Source organism: Nonomuraea sp. NPDC005983 (assembly GCF_040614375.1).
Classification (GTDB): Bacteria; Actinomycetota; Actinomycetes; order Streptosporangiales; family Streptosporangiaceae; genus Nonomuraea.
In genome coordinates this window covers 1-16,381 of record NZ_JBEXUP010000017.1, presented here as the reverse complement: position 1 = coordinate 16,381, position 16,381 = coordinate 1, and the positions used below count along the sequence as shown (strand labels likewise).

The 16,381-nt window shown below is 69.9% G+C and carries 17 protein-coding genes; 7 read left to right on the top strand and 10 right to left on the bottom strand.

All coding sequences use genetic code 11. The features are described from left to right. The first annotated feature begins 73 nt into the window (after positions 1-73). Positions 74-523, top strand: a complete 450-nt coding sequence (locus ABZ297_RS10855) for a hypothetical protein (RefSeq protein ID WP_355342807.1) — start codon at positions 74-76, stop codon at positions 521-523. Then, positions 520-1,056 (top strand): nitroreductase/quinone reductase family protein, encoded by a 537-nt coding sequence (locus ABZ297_RS10850; protein WP_355342804.1) that lies wholly within the window; start codon positions 520-522, stop codon positions 1,054-1,056. Before ABZ297_RS10855 ends, ABZ297_RS10850 begins: the two co-directional genes overlap by 4 nt. A gap of 5 nt (positions 1,057-1,061) precedes the next feature. On the opposite strand, the gene ABZ297_RS10845 is transcribed toward ABZ297_RS10850, so the two are convergent. Further along, complete coding sequence (locus ABZ297_RS10845; RefSeq protein WP_355342801.1) at positions 1,062-1,637, bottom strand: TetR/AcrR family transcriptional regulator; 576 nt, start codon at positions 1,635-1,637, stop codon at positions 1,062-1,064. A gap of 76 nt (positions 1,638-1,713) precedes the next feature. Here ABZ297_RS10845 and ABZ297_RS10840 point away from each other — a divergent pair, with 76 nt between their 5' ends. Next, positions 1,714-2,673, top strand: a complete 960-nt coding sequence (locus tag ABZ297_RS10840) for an alpha/beta hydrolase (protein ID WP_355342798.1) — start codon at positions 1,714-1,716, stop codon at positions 2,671-2,673. 144 nt (positions 2,674-2,817) lie between these two features. Here the strand turns inward: ABZ297_RS10840 and ABZ297_RS10835 are convergent, their stop codons facing one another. Genes ABZ297_RS10835 through ABZ297_RS10825 form a run of 3 tightly spaced genes read right to left on the bottom strand, consistent with a single transcriptional unit; the run spans position 2,818 to position 6,241 of the window. Further along, positions 2,818-3,558 carry a succinate dehydrogenase/fumarate reductase iron-sulfur subunit gene (locus ABZ297_RS10835; protein WP_355342795.1) on the bottom strand — a complete coding sequence of 247 codons (741 nt, stop codon included), beginning with the start codon at positions 3,556-3,558 and terminating at the stop codon, positions 2,818-2,820. After that, positions 3,555-5,480 carry a fumarate reductase/succinate dehydrogenase flavoprotein subunit gene (locus ABZ297_RS10830; protein WP_355342792.1) on the bottom strand — a complete coding sequence of 642 codons (1,926 nt, stop codon included), beginning with the start codon at positions 5,478-5,480 and terminating at the stop codon, positions 3,555-3,557. Before ABZ297_RS10830 ends, ABZ297_RS10835 begins: the two co-directional genes overlap by 4 nt. Then, entirely contained in the window at positions 5,477-6,241 is a 765-nt protein-coding gene (locus ABZ297_RS10825) for a succinate dehydrogenase cytochrome b subunit (RefSeq protein WP_355342789.1), read from the bottom strand. Before ABZ297_RS10825 ends, ABZ297_RS10830 begins: the two co-directional genes overlap by 4 nt. 134 nt (positions 6,242-6,375) lie before the next feature. Here ABZ297_RS10825 and ABZ297_RS10820 point away from each other — a divergent pair, with 134 nt between their 5' ends. From ABZ297_RS10820 to ABZ297_RS10805, 4 genes are all read left to right on the top strand, one after another. Then, a complete protein-coding gene (locus ABZ297_RS10820; RefSeq protein ID WP_355342786.1) occupies positions 6,376-7,305 on the top strand; it encodes a LysR substrate-binding domain-containing protein in 930 nt (309 codons plus the stop codon). Between the two features lie 379 nt (positions 7,306-7,684). After that, positions 7,685-8,473: a hypothetical protein gene (locus ABZ297_RS10815; RefSeq protein WP_350811131.1), complete on the top strand. Its 789-nt coding sequence runs from the start codon at positions 7,685-7,687 to the stop codon at positions 8,471-8,473. A gap of 18 nt (positions 8,474-8,491) precedes the next feature. Continuing rightward, a complete protein-coding gene (locus ABZ297_RS10810; protein ID WP_355342782.1) occupies positions 8,492-10,390 on the top strand; it encodes a fumarate reductase/succinate dehydrogenase flavoprotein subunit in 1,899 nt (632 codons plus the stop codon). Beyond that, complete coding sequence (locus ABZ297_RS10805) at positions 10,387-11,139, top strand: succinate dehydrogenase/fumarate reductase iron-sulfur subunit (protein ID WP_355342779.1); 753 nt, start codon at positions 10,387-10,389, stop codon at positions 11,137-11,139. Before ABZ297_RS10810 ends, ABZ297_RS10805 begins: the two co-directional genes overlap by 4 nt. A 186-nt stretch (positions 11,140-11,325) precedes the next feature. On the opposite strand, the gene ABZ297_RS10800 is transcribed toward ABZ297_RS10805, so the two are convergent. The 6 genes from ABZ297_RS10800 to ABZ297_RS10775 form a co-directional block, all read right to left on the bottom strand. Next, on the bottom strand, positions 11,326-12,561 hold the full coding sequence (locus tag ABZ297_RS10800) for a hypothetical protein (RefSeq protein WP_355342776.1): 1,236 nt from the start codon (positions 12,559-12,561) through the stop codon (positions 11,326-11,328). A gap of 70 nt (positions 12,562-12,631) precedes the next feature. Further along, on the bottom strand, positions 12,632-13,960 hold the full coding sequence (locus tag ABZ297_RS10795; protein ID WP_355342773.1) for a hypothetical protein: 1,329 nt from the start codon (positions 13,958-13,960) through the stop codon (positions 12,632-12,634). Between the two features lie 103 nt (positions 13,961-14,063). Then, on the bottom strand, positions 14,064-14,456 hold the full coding sequence (locus ABZ297_RS10790) for a (deoxy)nucleoside triphosphate pyrophosphohydrolase (RefSeq protein ID WP_355342770.1): 393 nt from the start codon (positions 14,454-14,456) through the stop codon (positions 14,064-14,066). Further along, positions 14,453-15,550 (bottom strand): bifunctional lytic transglycosylase/C40 family peptidase, encoded by a 1,098-nt coding sequence (locus tag ABZ297_RS10785; RefSeq protein WP_355342767.1) that lies wholly within the window; start codon positions 15,548-15,550, stop codon positions 14,453-14,455. The genes ABZ297_RS10790 and ABZ297_RS10785 overlap by 4 nt, the downstream gene beginning before the upstream one ends. Continuing rightward, the gene (locus tag ABZ297_RS10780) at positions 15,547-16,173 is read right to left on the bottom strand and encodes a hypothetical protein (protein WP_355342764.1); all 627 of its coding nucleotides are present in this window, start codon (positions 16,171-16,173) and stop codon (positions 15,547-15,549) included. The genes ABZ297_RS10785 and ABZ297_RS10780 overlap by 4 nt, the downstream gene beginning before the upstream one ends. Before the next feature lie 2 nt (positions 16,174-16,175). Then, the coding region (locus ABZ297_RS10775; protein ID WP_355342761.1) for a hypothetical protein at positions 16,176-16,381 on the bottom strand (206 nt) is incomplete at its 5' end.

Sequence of the window (16,381 nt, the reverse complement as noted above, 5' to 3'; positions counted from 1 at the left end):
CCCGCGGGCCCGATGACGCGCTGACGCCTCCCCCCTGCCACCGGCCCCGACCTGACCTGGAAGGACTCATGCCATGACGACGCTGAAGCAGAGATCGCGCAACCGGACCGTGTTGGCGATGATGTACATCGGAGCAGGACTCACCGCGATCGCCGCCCTGTTTCCGTTCATCGACCGAGCAACCACGACCGTCTTGGCGGACCACATCAAGGCGGGCTATCCGGCCTACGAGCCCGGCGCGATCGAGGCCGCTGTCACCGCGTATCTGATCATCCTGTCCGCGGTCGGGGTGCTGGGGCTCCTCGGCTGGACGGGCACGATCTGGGCGGCCCGCTCCGGCAAGCGCTGGACTTCCTGGCTGGCGATCGGGCTGCTCGCGATCGCGCTCTGCATCGCGATCGCCGCGTTGACGATCCAGGACACCTCGGGTGATGTCGGTCTGGCGCCGCTGCTGGGCTGGCTGCTGGTCCTTCCGTGCGTTCCCGGTCTCGTCGCGGTCGCGCTGTGGAGAAGGGCGGGATGACCAACGGCTCCATGGTGGCGCGGAGCATCGGCCGCGCCGTGGCACGCGCAGTCGCGGCGCTCAAGCGTGCGATGTATCGAGGAGGGCGGCCGAACGCGCCCATGCGGCTGATGAACCGGCTTGACGTCCTGGTGTATGGGGCTCGGTGGCTGTCACCACGCCATGCCGCCGTCTTGAAGGTGGTGGGGCGCCGCAGCGGGAACATCACATCGGTCCCGGTCGCGGTCACCCACTACCGCGGCGCCGAGTTCCTCGTCTCGATGCTCGGGCCGGACGTGAGCTGGGTGCGCAACGTCCAGGCCGCGGGCGGCAAGGCCGCGCTCCACCGCCAGGGGCGCGAGTTTCCCATCCTGCTCGAGGAGATCCCGTCCGAGCATCGGGCCGAGATCCTGCGCCGCTACCTTGCCGCCGCGCCTGGTGCGCGGCCCCACCTGAGGCTGGGGCCGACGGCGCCGCTGTCGGAGTTCCACCGGATCGCGCCCTGGCACCCCGTCTTCCGTATCCATGAGCGCCCCGTTCACGTCCACACGTGAGAGGTTCAGGCCGGACCGGCATCCTCTGCGAAGTACGGCAGGACCATCTCGACCAGCGCGGTAACGTCGGCGTCGACCATCGGCTCGCCGGTCATGCCCATCCGGTGGAGCAGGGTTCCGACGACGACGTCGATGAAGAACAGGACCCGGTTCTCCGGCTCGCCGAGCGCGTCCTGGAGCGCGATCCGGTAGGGGTCCTGCAACCGCGTGGACAGGATCTCGCGCAGCTCGGGGTCGCTGACGGCGTCACTGAAGACGCCGGCGAACGCGTCACCCACCCCGGGCTCGCCGATCTTGGCCGCGATCCACCGAATGGCCGAGGACATGAGCTCGGCCCGGCTGGCGCCCTCCAGCGGCACCGGGCCGAACGCGTCCAGGAGGCAGGCCACGATCAGCGCGCCCTTGGACGGCCAGCGACGGTAGATCGTCGTCTTGGCGATGCCGGTCGCGGCGGCGATGCGGTCGACGGTGGCACGCGCGTAGCCGAGCTCGTGGACAGTGCTCAGCGTCGCGGCGAACACCACGGCGTCGACGCCGGAGCGCGGGCGACCGGGCGGCCGGGCGGATGCGGTCGAAGTCATACCCTCACGATACCGATTTGCGCTACCTTGAGTATCGAAACCTCTAGTAGCGAAACTGGTCGAGCAAGGAGAAGACGTGAGTGACATCACCGGTACGGCGTTCCCGCAGGTGGCTCCGGGAGGGGTGCCGGACTGGTCGGCGATGAAGGCTGAGGACCTGCTCGCCTACCGCGAGGCAGAGAACCGCAGGCGGTCCTCCCCCCAGGCGCGGGCGATCACCGGAGAGCCGGATCCCGGCGCCACGATCGAGTGGCAGGAAGTGGCGCTGCCCGACCGCGACCTCCCGGTCCGGGTCTACCGGCCGGTGGGCGCCGACCGGGCCGACCTGCCGCTCGTGCTCCACGTGCACGGCGGCGGCTTCGTCGGTACGGCGGTGCAGTGCGACTGGGTCAACAGCCACCTCGCCGCCCAACTGCCCGCGCTCGTCGTCTCCGTCGAGCACCGCCTCCTCGCCCCGGACACCCCGCTGTCGGCCGCCGCCGCCGACGGCTGGGACGCACTGCAGCACATGCTGCAGCACGCCGCTCAGTGGGGCATCGACCCGGCACGGACCGCCGTCTTCGGCGAGAGCTGCGGCGCGCTGATCAGCGCCCTGTCCGCCATCCGGGCCAGAGACGCCGGCCTGCACCTGCGGGCGCAGGTGCTGGTCAACCCCGCCGTCGACGTGACCGAGACGATGTTCGACCACGCCTCGATCACCCAACACGCCGACACCCCGACCCTCGCCGTGCCGCAGCTACGGCTCTTCCACCGGCTCGCCGTACCGCCGGGCGCCGATGCTCGCGCGCTGTCGCCCCTGTACGCCGACGACCTGAACGGGCTGGCCCCAGCGCTCGTGGTGCTGCCGACCGACGACCCGGTGGCCGACCACGGGCGCCGTTACGCCGAACGACTGCAAGCGGCCGGGACGCCCGTACGGCTCGCCGAATACCCCGAAACGGGCCACGCCTTCCTCAGCATGCCGGGCCTGGTGCCGCAGGCCAAGGCCGCAGGGGCGGAGATCCTGGAATTCCTCCGAGAAGCCCTCACCGCCTGACGGCCCCGGCCTGCCGGCTCCGTGGACGACGGCGCGCCCGGATGCGCCGTAGGCGTGAACGGGCGCAGGTTGGCGCCGGGGGCGGGAGTGCCCATGGATGAAAGTTTCGGGGCCGCACAGCGTGGCTGCGCGGCCCCGGGAAGGCTACTTGGCGTTGGCCTTGAGGTAGTCGCTGTTCATCTGGGCGATGGCGTCCAGGGGGATGCCCTTGGGGCAGACGGCGGTGCACTCGCCGGTGTTCGTGCAGCCGCCGAAGCCTTCCAGGTCCATCTGGTCCACCATGGCCTTGGCGCGGGTGAGGCGCTCGGGCTGGCCCTGCGGCAGCAGGCTGAGGTGGGTGATCTTGGCCGCGGTGAAGAGGGACGCCGAGCCGTTGGGGCAGGCGGCGACGCAGGCTCCGCAGCCGATGCAGGTGGCCGCGTCGAAGGCGTCGTCCGCGTCCTCCTTGCGCACGGGGACGCTGTGCGCGTCGGGGGCCGAGCCGGCGGGGACGGAGATGAAGCCGCCCGCCTGGATGATGCGGTCGAAGGAGCTGCGGTCGACCACGAGGTCCTTGACGACGGGGAAGGGCGCGGCTCTCCAGGGTTCGATGGTGACGGTGGCGCCGTCCTCGAAGTGGCGCATGTGGAGCTGGCAGGTCGTGGTGGCCCGCTGCTCGCCGTGCGCGACGCCGTTGATGACCATGCCGCACATGCCGCAGATGCCTTCGCGGCAGTCGTGGTCGAAGGCGACGGGGTCGTCGCCTTCGAGGATGAGCCGCTCGTTCAGCACGTCGAGCATCTCCAGGAAGGACATGTCAGGCGACACTTCCTCAACCTGATAAGTCACCATTCGTCCGGAATCTGTCGGACCGCTCTGGCGCCAGACCTTAAGGGTCAGGTTCACTTGTAACTCCGCTGGGTCATCTTGACGTACTCGTACTCGAGCGGTTCCTTGTGCAGCACCGTCTCACCGGACTCCGTGCGCTCCCACGCCGAGACGTGCGCGAAGTGCTCGTCGTCGCGCAGGGCCTCGCCGTCGGCGTCCTGCGACTCGGCGCGGAAGTGGCCGCCGCAGGACTCGGTGCGCACCAGCGCGTCCAGGCACATGAGCTCGGCCAGGTCGAAGAAGTCCGCGACCCGCCCGGCCTTCTCCAGGACCTGGTTGAGCTCCTCGGCCGTCCCGGAGACCTTGACGTTCTGCCAGAACTCCTCGCGCAGCTCGGGGATGCGCTCCAGGGCCTTGCGCAGCGACTCCTCGGTGCGCTCCATGCCGCAGTAGTCCCACATGAGCTTGCCCAGCTCGCGGTGGAAGGAGTCGGGGGTGCGGGTGCCGTTGACGGCCATCAGCCGGTCGATCTTGGACCGCACCTTGATCTCGGCCTCGGCCACGGCCTCCTCGTCGACCTCCCCGAACGGCCCGGCCGCCAGGTAGTCGCCGAGCGTGGTGGGCAGCACGAAGTAGCCGTCGGCCAGGCCCTGCATCAGCGCGGACGCGCCCAGCCTGTTGGCGCCGTGGTCGGAGAAGTTGGCCTCGCCGATGACGAACAGCCCGGGGATCGTGGACTGCAGGTCGTAGTCCACCCACAGCCCGCCCATCGTGTAGTGGACGGCCGGGTAGATGCGCATCGGCAGCTCGTACGGGTTCTCGCCGGTGATGCGCTCGTACATCTCGAAGAGGTTGCCGTACTTCTTCTCGACGGCGTCCCTGCCCAGGCGGTTGATGGCGTCGGCGAAGTCGAGGTACACGCCGAGCCCGCCGGGGCCGACGCCGCGGCCCTCGTCGCAGACGTTCTTGGCGGCGCGGGACGCGATGTCCCGGGGAACCAGGTTCCCGAAAGCCGGATAAATCCGCTCCAAGTAGTAGTCGCGCTCGTCTTCCGGAATGTCCCCGGGAGCGCGGTCGTCGCCCTTGCGCAGCGGCACCCACACGCGTCCGTCGTTGCGCAGCGACTCCGACATCAGCGTCAGCTTCGACTGGTACTCGCCGGAGACCGGGATGCAGGTCGGGTGGATCTGCGTGTAGCACGGGTTGGCGAAGTACGCGCCGCGCTCGTGGGCCCGCCAGATCGCCGTGGTGTTGCACCCCTTGGCGTTCGTCGACAGGTAGAACACGTTGCCGTACCCGCCGGACGCGAGCACGACCGCGTCGGCCATGTGCCGCTCGATCTCGCCGGTCACCATGTCGCGGACGATGATCCCGCGAGCCCGCCCGTCGGAGACGATCAGGTCGAGCATCTCGTGCCGGGTGTGCATGGTCACGGTCCCGGCCGCGATCTGCCGCTCCAGCGCCTGGTACGCGCCGAGCAGCAGCTGCTGGCCCGTCTGGCCGCGGGCGTAGAACGTCCGCGACACCTGCGCGCCGCCGAAGGAGCGCGTGTCGAGCAGCCCGCCGTACTCACGGGCGAACGGGACGCCCTGCGCGACGGCCTGGTCGATGATGTTCACCGAGACCTCGGCCAGCCGGTAGACGTTGGACTCGCGGGCGCGGAAGTCCCCGCCCTTGACCGTGTCGTAGAACAGGCGGTAGACGCTGTCGCCGTCGCCGCGGTAGTTCTTCGCGGCGTTGATCCCGCCCTGCGCGGCGATCGAGTGCGCGCGCCGGGGCGTGTCCTGGTAGCAGAAGGACGTGACGTTGTATCCCAGCTCGCCCAGGGTCGCGGCGGCGGACCCGCCCGCGAGCCCGGTGCCGACCACGATCACGTGCAGCTTGCGCTTGTTGGCCGGGTTCACCAGTTTGGCGCCGAACTTCCGCTTCTCCCAGCGCTCCTCGATGGGTCCGGCGGGAGCCTTGGCGTCGTGGATCTCCGACCCCTCGGTGTACTTCACTTGACCACTCCGAACGTGATGGCGAGAGGCGGGGCGAGGAACCCGATGACCAGGACGGCGGAGACCAGCGCGGCGGTCCCCTTCAGCACCCGGTACCGGTTGCGGTTGGCCCAGCCGAGCGTCTGGAAGGCGCTCCAGATGCCGTGCCGCAGGTGCAGGCCGACCATGACGACGGCCACGAGGTAGATGACCGTCACCCACCAGCGCGACGCGGCGAACCCGGCGATCATGCGGTCTGCCGGGGCCGAGTCGAACCCCTTCGGGTTCACCACGCCGAAGGTGAGGTCGAGCAGGTGCCAGATCAGGTAGAGCAGGATGGTGATGCCGCCGAACCGCATGATGTGCGTCACGTAGCCGGTGGCCTGCGACTTCTTGGCCACGTACTTGACCGGCCTGGCGTGGTGGGCGCGGCGCGCGAGCGAGATCGCCGCCCACATGTGCAGGACGACCGAGGCGACCAAGACGATCTCCACGATCGTCAGCACGGTCCGGTAGGGCGCGATGGGCTCAAGGAGGGTCCGCAGCGCTTCGGCGTACTCGTTGAACGAGTCGCGTCCCAGGAAGATCTTGAGGTTGCCCAGCATGTGGAGGACGAGGAAGAGCACCATCACGGCGCCCGTGACCGCCATGAGGGCTTTCTTGCCGTTCGACGAGCCCAGGAACCTGTCCGGCTTCTTGGGCGTTGGCACCTTCGCCGGAGAAGGCCCCTTGGGGGTGGAAACAGGTGCGGTCGAGGCACCGCGCTCTATCGTGGCTGTCACATCTCTCGACGCTAGATATACAGCGATGATCCGTCCAAGTCATGACGGGCCTGGTTTCCATAGCCATCAGCTATGATGCTTGGTTTGTACGGCTGGCATAAAGAAAACCAGTCAGCCAGTGCGAGGAAAATCACATGCAGTTGCAGCAACTTTCCTACTTCGTCGCAGTGGCGGAGACCAGGCACTTCACCCAGGCGGCCGAGCGGATGCGGGTCGCGCAGCCGTCCCTGAGCAAGCAGGTCAAGGCGCTGGAGACCGAGCTGGGCGCGCGGCTGTTCTCCCGCGCGCGCGGGAACGTGACGCTCACGCCCGCCGGCGAGGCCCTGCTGCCGCTGGCCCGCCGGATGCTGGCCGACGCCGACACGGCCAGGCAGGAGGTCGCCGAGCTGGCCGGGCTGCGCAAGGGCAGGGTCCGGCTCGGCGCGACGCCGTCGCTCTGCGCCGGGCTGCTGGCCGACGCCCTGGCCCGCTTCCACCGCGACTATCCGGGCGTCGAGCTGCTGGTGGAGGAGGGCGGCTCCCGCGACCTGGTGCGCGCCCTGGCCCGTGGCCAGCTCGACATGTCGCTGATCATCATGCCGCTGCAGAGCGACGACCCCTCGCTGGTGACCGAGGAGATCCTGCGCGAGAACCTCGTCGTGGTGGCCCCCTCGCACGAGCGGCTCCGCAAGCCGTACCTGCGCATCGAGGACCTGCGCGGCAGGCCGATGGTGATGTTCAGGCGCGGCTACGACCTGCGCGAGGCGACTCTGGCCGCCTGCCGCCAGGCCGGGTTCGAGCCGACGCTCGCGGTGCAGGGCGGCGAGATGGACGCGGTGCTGCGGTTCGTGGAGGCGGGCCTGGGCGTGGCCGTGGTGCCGTCCATGGTGCTCGACGGGCGTCCGGGGCTGACCGGCACGCCGCTCGCGCCGCCCGGCCTGAGCCGGACGATCGCGCTGGCCCACCGCAAGGACGTGGAGCCGACCAGGGCGGCGCAGGCGTTCCGGGCCACCCTGCTGGCCTTCACGGTCGAAGCCGGTCACGAGGGCACGCTTCCCCAGGGGGTCGAGCTCATCGCAGAATGAGCGACCAAGGTCTGAGAGGCCCTAGGTGACGGCGAACCTCTCCGGACGAGCCACCACCCGCTGCACGCCAACGCGTACGTCGCCAAACCGGTGGATTTCGAGCAGTTCATCCGAGTTGTACGACAGATAGATGATTTTTTCGTAACCATTGTCAAACGTCCAAGTCAAGGACTGCCCTTCTGATTGGCGGACGTGACAGGAATCACATGCAGTCCTCGAAAAAGTGAGTGACCCGGCTCACAAATCCGGATGCGGTCGTCGTAACGTATCCCCCACCAAAGCGCGCGCCTGAGCGGAGACGACACCCGCCGCACGCGCACCCAAGCGAACGACCCGGACCCCGAGCGAGCAGGGTCCGCGGGAGGTGGAGAGGTCCGCGATGACCCAGACGACGCCCGACGCTCCGGCCAGAAGGCAGCGCGCGCAAGTCAAGGTGCGAACGCTGCGCACCGACAGATGGTGGCTGGCCCCGCTGCTCACGTTTCTCGGGCTCAGCTCGTTCCTCGTCTACGGCGTGTGGGCGATCATCGACAAGAGCTTCTATATCGATCCGTACATCGCCCCGTTCTCGTCGCCCTGCCTGGCAGAGGCGACCTGCCCCGAGGGGGCCAGGCTGTTCGGCTGGGCGCCGCTCGGCGACTGGTACACGCTGCCGCCGGGGCTGCTGATCCTGGGGCTGCCCGGCGGGTTCCGGCTGACCTGCTACTACTACCGCAAGTCCTACTACCGGTCGTTCTGGCTGTCGCCGCCCGCCTGCGCCGTACAGGAGCCGCACGGCAAGTACTCCGGTGAGACCCGGTTCCCGCTGATCATCCAGAACATCCACCGCTACTTCTTCTACGCGGCGATCGTGATCGGCGCCATCCTCAGCTACGACGCGATCCTGGCGCTCGTCCACAAGCCGCTCGGGCTGGGCAGCTGGATCCTGCTGCTGAACGCCGTCCTGATCGTCGCCTACACGCTGTCGTGCCACTCGTGCCGGCACATCACGGCCGGACGGCTCAACCACTTCTCGCGCCACCCGCTCCGCTACCGGGCCTGGACGTTCGTCTCGAAGCTCAACGCCAAGCACCAGCCCCTCGCGTGGGCGTCGATGTTCTCCGTGATGGGCGCCGACCTCTACGTCCGCCTGGTCGCCAAGGGCATCATCGCCTTCCCGTACGCGTAAGGACCACCTTCAGTGTCAGTGGAAAATCTCAACACAGAGCGTCACGAATACGACGTCGTCGTCATCGGCGCCGGCGGAGCCGGGCTGCGGGCCGCGATCGAGGCCAGGCAGCAGGGCAAGCGCACCGCCATCGTCTGCAAGTCGCTGTTCGGCAAGGCCCACACGGTCATGGCCGAGGGCGGCGCCGCCGCGGCGATGGGCAACGTCAACCCCGACGACAACTGGATGGTGCACTTCCGTGACACCATGCGGGGCGGCAAGTTCCTCAACAACTGGCGGATGGCCGAGCTGCACGCCAAGGAGGCTCCCGACCGGGTCTGGGAGCTGGAGGCCTGGGGCGCGCTGTTCGACCGCACCAAGGACGGCAAGATCAGCCAGCGGAACTTCGGCGGCCACGAGTACCCACGGCTGGCGCACGTGGGCGACCGCACCGGGCTGGAGCTGATCCGCACGCTCCAGCAGCGCGTCGTCGCGCTCCAGCAGGAGGACTACGAGACGCACGGCGACTACGAGGCCTACATCAAGGTCTTCGCCGAGTGCACGATCACCAGGCTGCTCAAGGACGGCGACCGGATCGCGGGCGCGTTCGGCTACTGGCGCGAGTCCGGAAATTTCGTGCTTTTCGACTCGCCGACCGTGGTGCTGGCCACCGGCGGCATCGGCAAGTCCTACGTCGTCACCTCGAACTCCTGGGAGTACACCGGCGACGGCCACGCCCTGGCCCTGCTGGCCGGCGCGAACCTGATCAACATGGAGTTCATCCAGTTCCACCCCACCGGGATGGTCTGGCCGCCGTCCGTGCGCGGCATCCTCGTCACCGAGTCGGTACGCGGCGACGGCGGCGTCCTGCGCAACTCCGAGGGCGAGCGCTTCATGTTCAAGTACATCCCCGAGGTGTTCAAGGACAAGTACGCCACCACCGAGGAGGAGGGCGACCGCTGGTACACCGACCAGGCCAACAACCGCCGCCCTCCGGAGCTGCTGCCGCGTGACGAGGTGGCCCGCGCGATCAACGCCGAGGTCAAGGCCGGGCGCGGCTCACCGCAGGGCGGCGTCTTCCTGGACGTCTCCACCCGCCTCCCCGCCGAGGAGATCAAGAAGCGGCTGCCGTCCATGCACCACCAGTTCAAGGAGCTGGCCGACGTCGACATCACCGCCGAGCCCATGCAGGTCGGGCCGACCTGCCACTACATCATGGGCGGTGTCGAGGTCGACGCCGACACCGGCGCGGCGGCCGTGCCGGGCCTGTTCGCGGCGGGCGAGGTCTCCGGCGGCATGCACGGCTCCAACCGGCTGGGCGGCAACTCCCTGTCCGACCTGCTGGTCTTCGGACGGCGCGCCGGCGCGGGCGCGGCGGCCTACGTCGACGGCCTCGCCTCCCGCCCCCAGGTGGCCCAGGACTCCGTGGACGAGGCCAAGGCCGAGGCGCTGGCGCCGCTCGACCGTTCCGGTGAGAACCCCTACGAGGTCCACCACGAGCTCCAGCGGACGATGAACGACCTGGTCGGCATCATCCGCAGGGCGACGGAGGTGTCCGAGGCCCTGGAAGTGGTGGAGAAGCTCAAGGAAAGGGTCAAACTGGTCGGCGCGGCCGGCTCGCGCATCTACAACCCGGGTTGGCATCTGGCTCTCGACCTGCGCAACATGGTGTTGGTCTCGGAGTGCGTGGCCCGCGCAGCGCTGCTGCGCGAGGAGAGCCGCGGCGGGCACACCCGCGACGACTTCCCGGGCATGAACCCCGAGTGGCGGCGCAAGCTGCTTGTCTGCTCCACCGCCGACGGCTCGTCCGTCACCGTCGAGGAGAAGGTCCAGTCGTCGATGCGCGGCGACCTGATCACCCTGTTCGACAGGGACGAGCTGAAGAAGTACCTCACCGACGAAGAGATGGCCGAGTTCGACGGGATAGCGAAGTCATGAGCTACAAGGCAAAGTTCAAGGTCTGGCGCGGTGAGGGCGGCGAAGGCAAGCTCGAGGACTTCACCGTCGAGGTGAACGAGGGCGAGGTCGTCCTCGACATCATCCACCGCCTCCAGGCCACGCAGGCGCCCGACCTGGCGGTCCGCTGGAACTGCAAGGCGGGCAAGTGCGGCTCCTGCTCGATGGAGATCAACGGCAAGCCTCGGCTGGGCTGCATGACCCGTATGTCCACCTTCAGCGAGGACGAGACGATCACGGTCACGCCGATGCGGACCTTCCCCGTCATCAAGGACCTCGTCACCGACGTCTCGTTCAACTACCAGAAGGCGCGCGAGGTGCCGTCCTTCACGCCGCCGTCGGACGTCCGGCCCGGCGAGTACCGCATGCAGCAGGTCGACGTCGAGCGGTCGCAGGAGTTCCGCAAGTGCATCGAGTGCTTCATGTGCAACAACGTCTGCCACGTGATCCGTGACCACGAGGAGAACAAGCCGGCCTTCTCCGGCCCCCGCTTCCTCATGCGGATCGCCGAGCTCGACATGCACCCGTACGACGTGGCGGACCGCCAGGAGTCGGCCCAGCAGGACCACGGGCTCGGCTACTGCAACATCACCAAGTGCTGCACCGAGGTCTGCCCCGAGCACATCAAGATCACCGACAACGCGCTGATCCCGATGAAGGAGCGCGTCGTCGACCGGAAGTACGACCCGCTGGTCTGGCTCGGCAACAAGATCTTCAAGCGCGCGAAGTGATCCCGCCCCAGCGCTAGCCTGCGGCCGGTGGAGCTCAGCTCCACCGGCCGCCGCATTTTCCGGAGAACCGCCGTCAACCCGCTGGGAAACGCGTGAACGGCGCGCTCGGAAGACCCGCGAGCCGTCACTCACGAGGAAAGGCCGCCCTACGAGGGCGCGCCCTTCGCCCTCGTCATTCGGGGAGGGTCACTCGGGGAGGCGACGCCACGGTGGGCGCTTCGAGCCGTCCTCCGAAGGAAGGGGCTGGATCCGGGTCACGTCCTCCCCTGGCGGGGGGATCGGGATCTCCTGCTGCCAGGGCTCCGAGTCGCCCGATTCGGCGGCGGACGCGGGGCCGAGCGGCTGCTCCGGCGAGCCTTCGTAGGGGCTGGCGCCGCCGGGCGGGATGTCCGCCGGAGGCTCCGCCGGGACCAGGGGCTCGAACGGGGCCCGGTACGTCTGGCCCGCCGGCTCGTGGCTGTAGGAGGCGAACTCGTCCGGATGCAGGACGACGGGGTCCGGGGTCGTCGCCGGGTGCTGCTCGGCCGGCGGGGCAGGCTGCGTGTACGCGTTCGGGTCGCCGTAGACGGGCCCGTACTGGACCTGCCCGCTCGGGTACGTCTGCACCGGGACGAAGCTGATGATCGGCGCGTACGCGGTGCCGCCCGGGTAACCGGGGGCGGGGAACCCTCCGGCGGCGTAGCCGGGGCCTGCCGGGTAGCCGTGCGAGTCGGGCGCTCCCGGCCAACCCGGGCCTCCCGCGGCTCCCTGTGGCGGGCCCGCCTTGCGTACCGCCGCCGCGTGGGCCATCCGGCGCAGCCGTCCCTCGAAGACGAGGACGGCGAAGAGCGCGAGCAGGACCAGGACGAGCGCCGGGATGCTGAGCTTCTGCGTCAGCGTGCGCTGGTCGAACTCGGGGGCCGCGTTGCGCAGCTCCAGCTGGACCGAGTCGCTCGGCGTGGTGTCCGTCGCCTCCGTGCTGGGGAGCGGCGCCGACGGGGTGGTCTCCTGCGGCGCCACGCTCGGGAGCTGGAAGGTCGGCTCCTGCGACGGCGAGTCGCTGGTCGTCGGGAGCACCGGGATGCTCTGCGACGGTAACGGCTGGAGGTTCTCCGTGGACTCGCTCTGGACCGGGGTCTGCGGCTTCGGCGTGGGTGTCGAGGACTTCTTCGGCGTGGGAGTCGACGTCTTCTTCGGCGACTGGGTGACAGTCTTGGTGATCGTCGTTTCCGGCTGCTCGGGCGTGGGCGTGTCGAGCGTGGTGGTCACCGTGACGGTGACCTCCGGCGTGGTGTCGCACTGACCCGCGTCACACGGCTCGACCGGGTCGAACGCCGAGGCGGACGCGCTCGCGCTCTGCGCGACGAAGGGCGCGGCCCCGATGCCGGCCAGTCCGAGCGCTAACACCAGGGCGGACACAGCCGTCGCTCGGGTGCGTGCCACCTGTGCCCTCCGCGGAGTCCCGGAACTTGGTCAAGGGAATACTAGTCCGGTAAAAGTAACAGTAAAGGTACTACACCACCTTTCTCCGCAGCTTTCTTCGCTGCACCCCCGCGACCACCCACAACGCGGCGAGCAGCACCGCGATCCCGGCGCCCACCACCGGAACCCCGCGCGCTCCCGCGAGCATGGCGGACATGTGCGCCGGCTCGGCGATCCTGGGCCGCTCGCCGGACGCGGTGACCTCCAGAGGCAGCGGCGCCCCCACGGCCTCGCCCTCCTCCGACGGGACGACCGTGGGCAGCACCGGCCCAGCCCCCGCCACCAGCCCGGACGTCCCCTGGGGCGCGCCGAACACGGGATGGGGACTGCCCACCACGACAGGAGCCTGCTGCGGGAGCGTCTGGCCGAGCCGCTGAGCCTGTTCGGACGCCCCGCGCACGGCGCTCCCCTCAGGCCGGGAGGCCGTCACGGAGTTCCCCAGGCGGAGAGGCGTGGCGCCCTGATCAGGAACGGGACGTGACGCGCGCTCGCCGCCCTTCCCGGGAGCGACAGGTGTCACCCACCCAGAGGTCACCTTGGGACCGACAGGCGTACCGAGCGGCCGGGCGCGCTCGGAGCTCTCCCTCTGGGCGGGACGTGTCACGCGCTCGGCGGCCTCCTTGACACCGGCAGCTGTCGCCCGCCGGGAGTTCTTCGCCTCTTCCGCCCGGCCGGGCACCGCGGGACGCACCTCGGCCAAGGGCAGACCGGCGCGGTGGTGATCGCTGTGAGCTCGGTGCGCCTTCTCGCCTTGGACAGGCAGGTTCGCCGCCGGGAGACGTGGCGAGTCTTCGCCGGTCGCGGCGGTGTCGGGCGCGACCCCGGCGGGCGCGACCCCGGCGGGCGCCGCCTCCACGACCGAATCGCCGACCGGCAACCGCGTCGCCCTGGAGACGATCGCCATGCCGGGCCCGGTCGGCTCGCGCAGCTGCGCGACCGCGGACAACCCGACCTCCTTCGCCCCCTCCGGCACGCTGACGAGCACGTCCGCGGTCCGCTCCCCCGACACCTCGCCCAGCGGGCACACCCGCGCTCCCGCCTGGGCCGGCGTCACCTCGGCCGGCGGGATCCCGGCCTGAGGCGCCGGAGTGGCGGCCTGCGCGGGAGCGCACGTCACGGTGGAGAGCGCCGCCGCGGGGCTGGCGCTGACGGTCAGGCTGGCTTCGCGGGCCACCCCCTCGAACCGCACCCGGAACCGCATCACGTCCCCGGGACGCAACCGCGCCCCCAGCCCGTCAAGCCGCTCCAGCGCGAGGCGCACGTCGCCCTCGGCGGCCGACGGCGCCCCGTACGCCACGTCGGACCCGCTCGACGGCGGCGGGCACGCCCCCGGCCCGGCAGACGCCACGGTGGACGTCATCGCCGCAGCCACCCCTCCAGCCGCGATCCAGCCACGTTTGAACACAGCGCTCCCCCCGATGCGCGTGACACACAGTAACTGTTATGTCACACCAGGGAGCCTACTAACCACCTTGCAATGTCTTCGCCACGGCTCGCATGACTTCCAGGTCCGCGCCGAGCCAGGCCACGTCCTCGTACTCGCCCGGGCCCAGCCAGCGCAGCGCCTGGTGCTCCTTGGCCTCGGGAGTGCCGGACGCCAGGGAGGCCAGCCACACGCGCAGCACGTACCCCTCGGCCAGCGGCCAGTCTCCGCCGATGCGCTCACCGACGGAGATCTCCACCCCGAGTTCCTCGCGGCACTCCCTGACCAGCGCCTCGACCTCGCTCTCCCCCGGGTCCACCTTGCCGCCGGGGAACTCCCAGCCGCCCGCGAGCGCGGGCGGCTCCGCCCGCTGCGCGGCCAGCACCCGCCTTCCGGACGCGACGATCACCGCGGCCACCACGATCACTGTCATAGGGACGCATTCTGCAACTTCTGCAGCTGGTCGAGAACGTCGGGGTTCTGCAACGGCCGGGTGAAGCCCATGATGTTGTCGCGATCCTGGTAGGTGGTGACCTTGATCGGCCCGCACAGCCGGCAGCGTGCCTCCACCATCTTCCCCTTCGACACGACCATCCCGACATGCCCGGGACGGTCCGGCCCGGTACCGGGACCGGCGTTGAAGAACACCAGGTCACCCGCCTGCTCGGAGCCCGCGGAGATCTTCACGCCGAACGGCCACTGCCCGAACGTGGTGCGCGGGATCGACAGCCCTGCGGCCCGGTAGGCGGCGTAGATGATCCCGGAGCAGTCGAACGCGTCGGGCCCAGTGGCGCCCCACAGGTACGGCTTACCGCGCTGGGCCAGCGCGTACTCCAGGATCCGGGCCACGACCTGGCTCGGCGCGGCCTCGACCAGCGGCTCATCACACGCCTCCTCGGCCTGCGGCGGCACCTCCACGGCGCCCGACTTGGCGTACCCCTTGGCGATCTCCACCACCTGGTCGACGTACCACCAGGCCCGGTTGTAGACGAACAGCGCCTGCCGGACGTTCTCCGGGGCGCCGTTGCGCTTGAGCATCTTCGCCGCGCCGAGAATGGCGTCGGCCGGGTTGTAGATGTCGGCGATCCCGTCGCCATCGCCGTCGGAGGCGTACCCGTTGACCGGCGAGGACGTCGGGATCCTGGCCTTGCCGCCCCAGGTGCTGATCAGGAACTGCATCGGGCCCGCCGCGCCCGCGTAGTTCGTGCCGCTCTTCACGCCGGGCAGGTTGGACCGTCCGTGGTCGGTCTCCCGCTTGCCCACGGCGGCGAGGATCGTCCACTGCACGCCGATCTTCTTGCCGAACTTCTTGTACAGCTCCAGATAGTCGGCGGGGATGTCGGCGGAGCCCTTGTCGGAGACCTCCTGCACCCGGGCCCCGCTGTCGGTGCAGTCGGGCGGCTGGCCGTCGCCGCTGATGAAGGCCGGCAGCGAGGTCATGAGCAGCGGGGACACGACGATGGCGGCCAGCAGCAGCACTCCGGCGACGCCGACCGCCCAACCGATGCGTGCCTGGGACGTGTTCACCCCTGCGTGTCCCCGTCCTGGCCGTCGCCCGCGGGCTGTAAGTCGAAGACCCGCCAGTCGGAGCCGAACCGGCTGACCGTGACCGCGTAGTCGGCCACGAGCTGCTTGCCGCCGCTCTTGGCGGTGATCTGCTGCGTCCCGCCGACCACGAACACGACCGAGCTCTTGTCGATCTGCCTGATCTCCTTCATCTTGGCCGTCGCCGTGGAGACCACCTGGTCGTCGCGGTTGCGGCTGACAGTGCCCGGCGAGGTGAGGGTCCTCGCCAGGACGTTGCCGAACTCGCCGGTCGTGAACGCCTTCATCCGCTCGGCGTAGGTGGCGGGGTCCTCGTCGTACTTGAACGTCCCGTACGCGGCGGTGAAGCGCTCGGCCAGGTCGGCGGCGGCGGCGAGCTCCTGCTTGGTCATCGGCAGGAAGGCGTAGATGTCGAACGGCGCGCCGCTGGCGGTCGCCAGCGGCTTGCTCGACGTCGCCGCGGGCACGCTGCCGCTCGGACGGCCCGCGCTCTCCGGCTCGGCGGACGGTGTGCCGGAGTCGGGCCACATCGTCAGATAGAGCCCGACGGCGGCCACGACCACCACGATGGCGGCGAAGACGACCCCCCGCCTGTCACGCGCCATGGTCAGTCCCTGTCGGAGTTACGAGATCTGAGCCAGAACGGCGCGGCCTCGTCGCCGCGCGACTCGCCGCTCGCACCGCGGGGCCTGATCCAGAACGGCGGCGCCGCGGAGTCCTCGCGTCCGGAGCCGCGGTCGTGCCGCCGGGGCAGCGACAGCGGCGGCGGTTCCGCCGCGCGCGGCCTGGGCGCCCGCGCGGGACGCGGCGCGG

Coding starts and splice junctions, on each gene's coding strand:
- ABZ297_RS10795 (WP_355342773.1), bottom strand. CDS start 13,960: ATGACGTCCACCGTGGCGTCTGCCGGGCCGGGGGCGTGCCCGCCGCCG.
- ABZ297_RS10845 (WP_355342801.1), bottom strand. CDS start 1,637: ATGACTTCGACCGCATCCGCCCGGCCGCCCGGTCGCCCGCGCTCCGGC.
- ABZ297_RS10855 (WP_355342807.1), top strand. CDS start 74: ATGACGACGCTGAAGCAGAGATCGCGCAACCGGACCGTGTTGGCGATG.
- ABZ297_RS10790 (WP_355342770.1), bottom strand. CDS start 14,456: ATGACAGTGATCGTGGTGGCCGCGGTGATCGTCGCGTCCGGAAGGCGG.
- ABZ297_RS10780 (WP_355342764.1), bottom strand. CDS start 16,173: ATGGCGCGTGACAGGCGGGGGGTCGTCTTCGCCGCCATCGTGGTGGTC.
- ABZ297_RS10850 (WP_355342804.1), top strand. CDS start 520: ATGACCAACGGCTCCATGGTGGCGCGGAGCATCGGCCGCGCCGTGGCA.
- ABZ297_RS10805 (WP_355342779.1), top strand. CDS start 10,387: ATGAGCTACAAGGCAAAGTTCAAGGTCTGGCGCGGTGAGGGCGGCGAA.
- ABZ297_RS10820 (WP_355342786.1), top strand. CDS start 6,376: ATGCAGTTGCAGCAACTTTCCTACTTCGTCGCAGTGGCGGAGACCAGG.
- ABZ297_RS10815 (WP_350811131.1), top strand. CDS start 7,685: ATGACCCAGACGACGCCCGACGCTCCGGCCAGAAGGCAGCGCGCGCAA.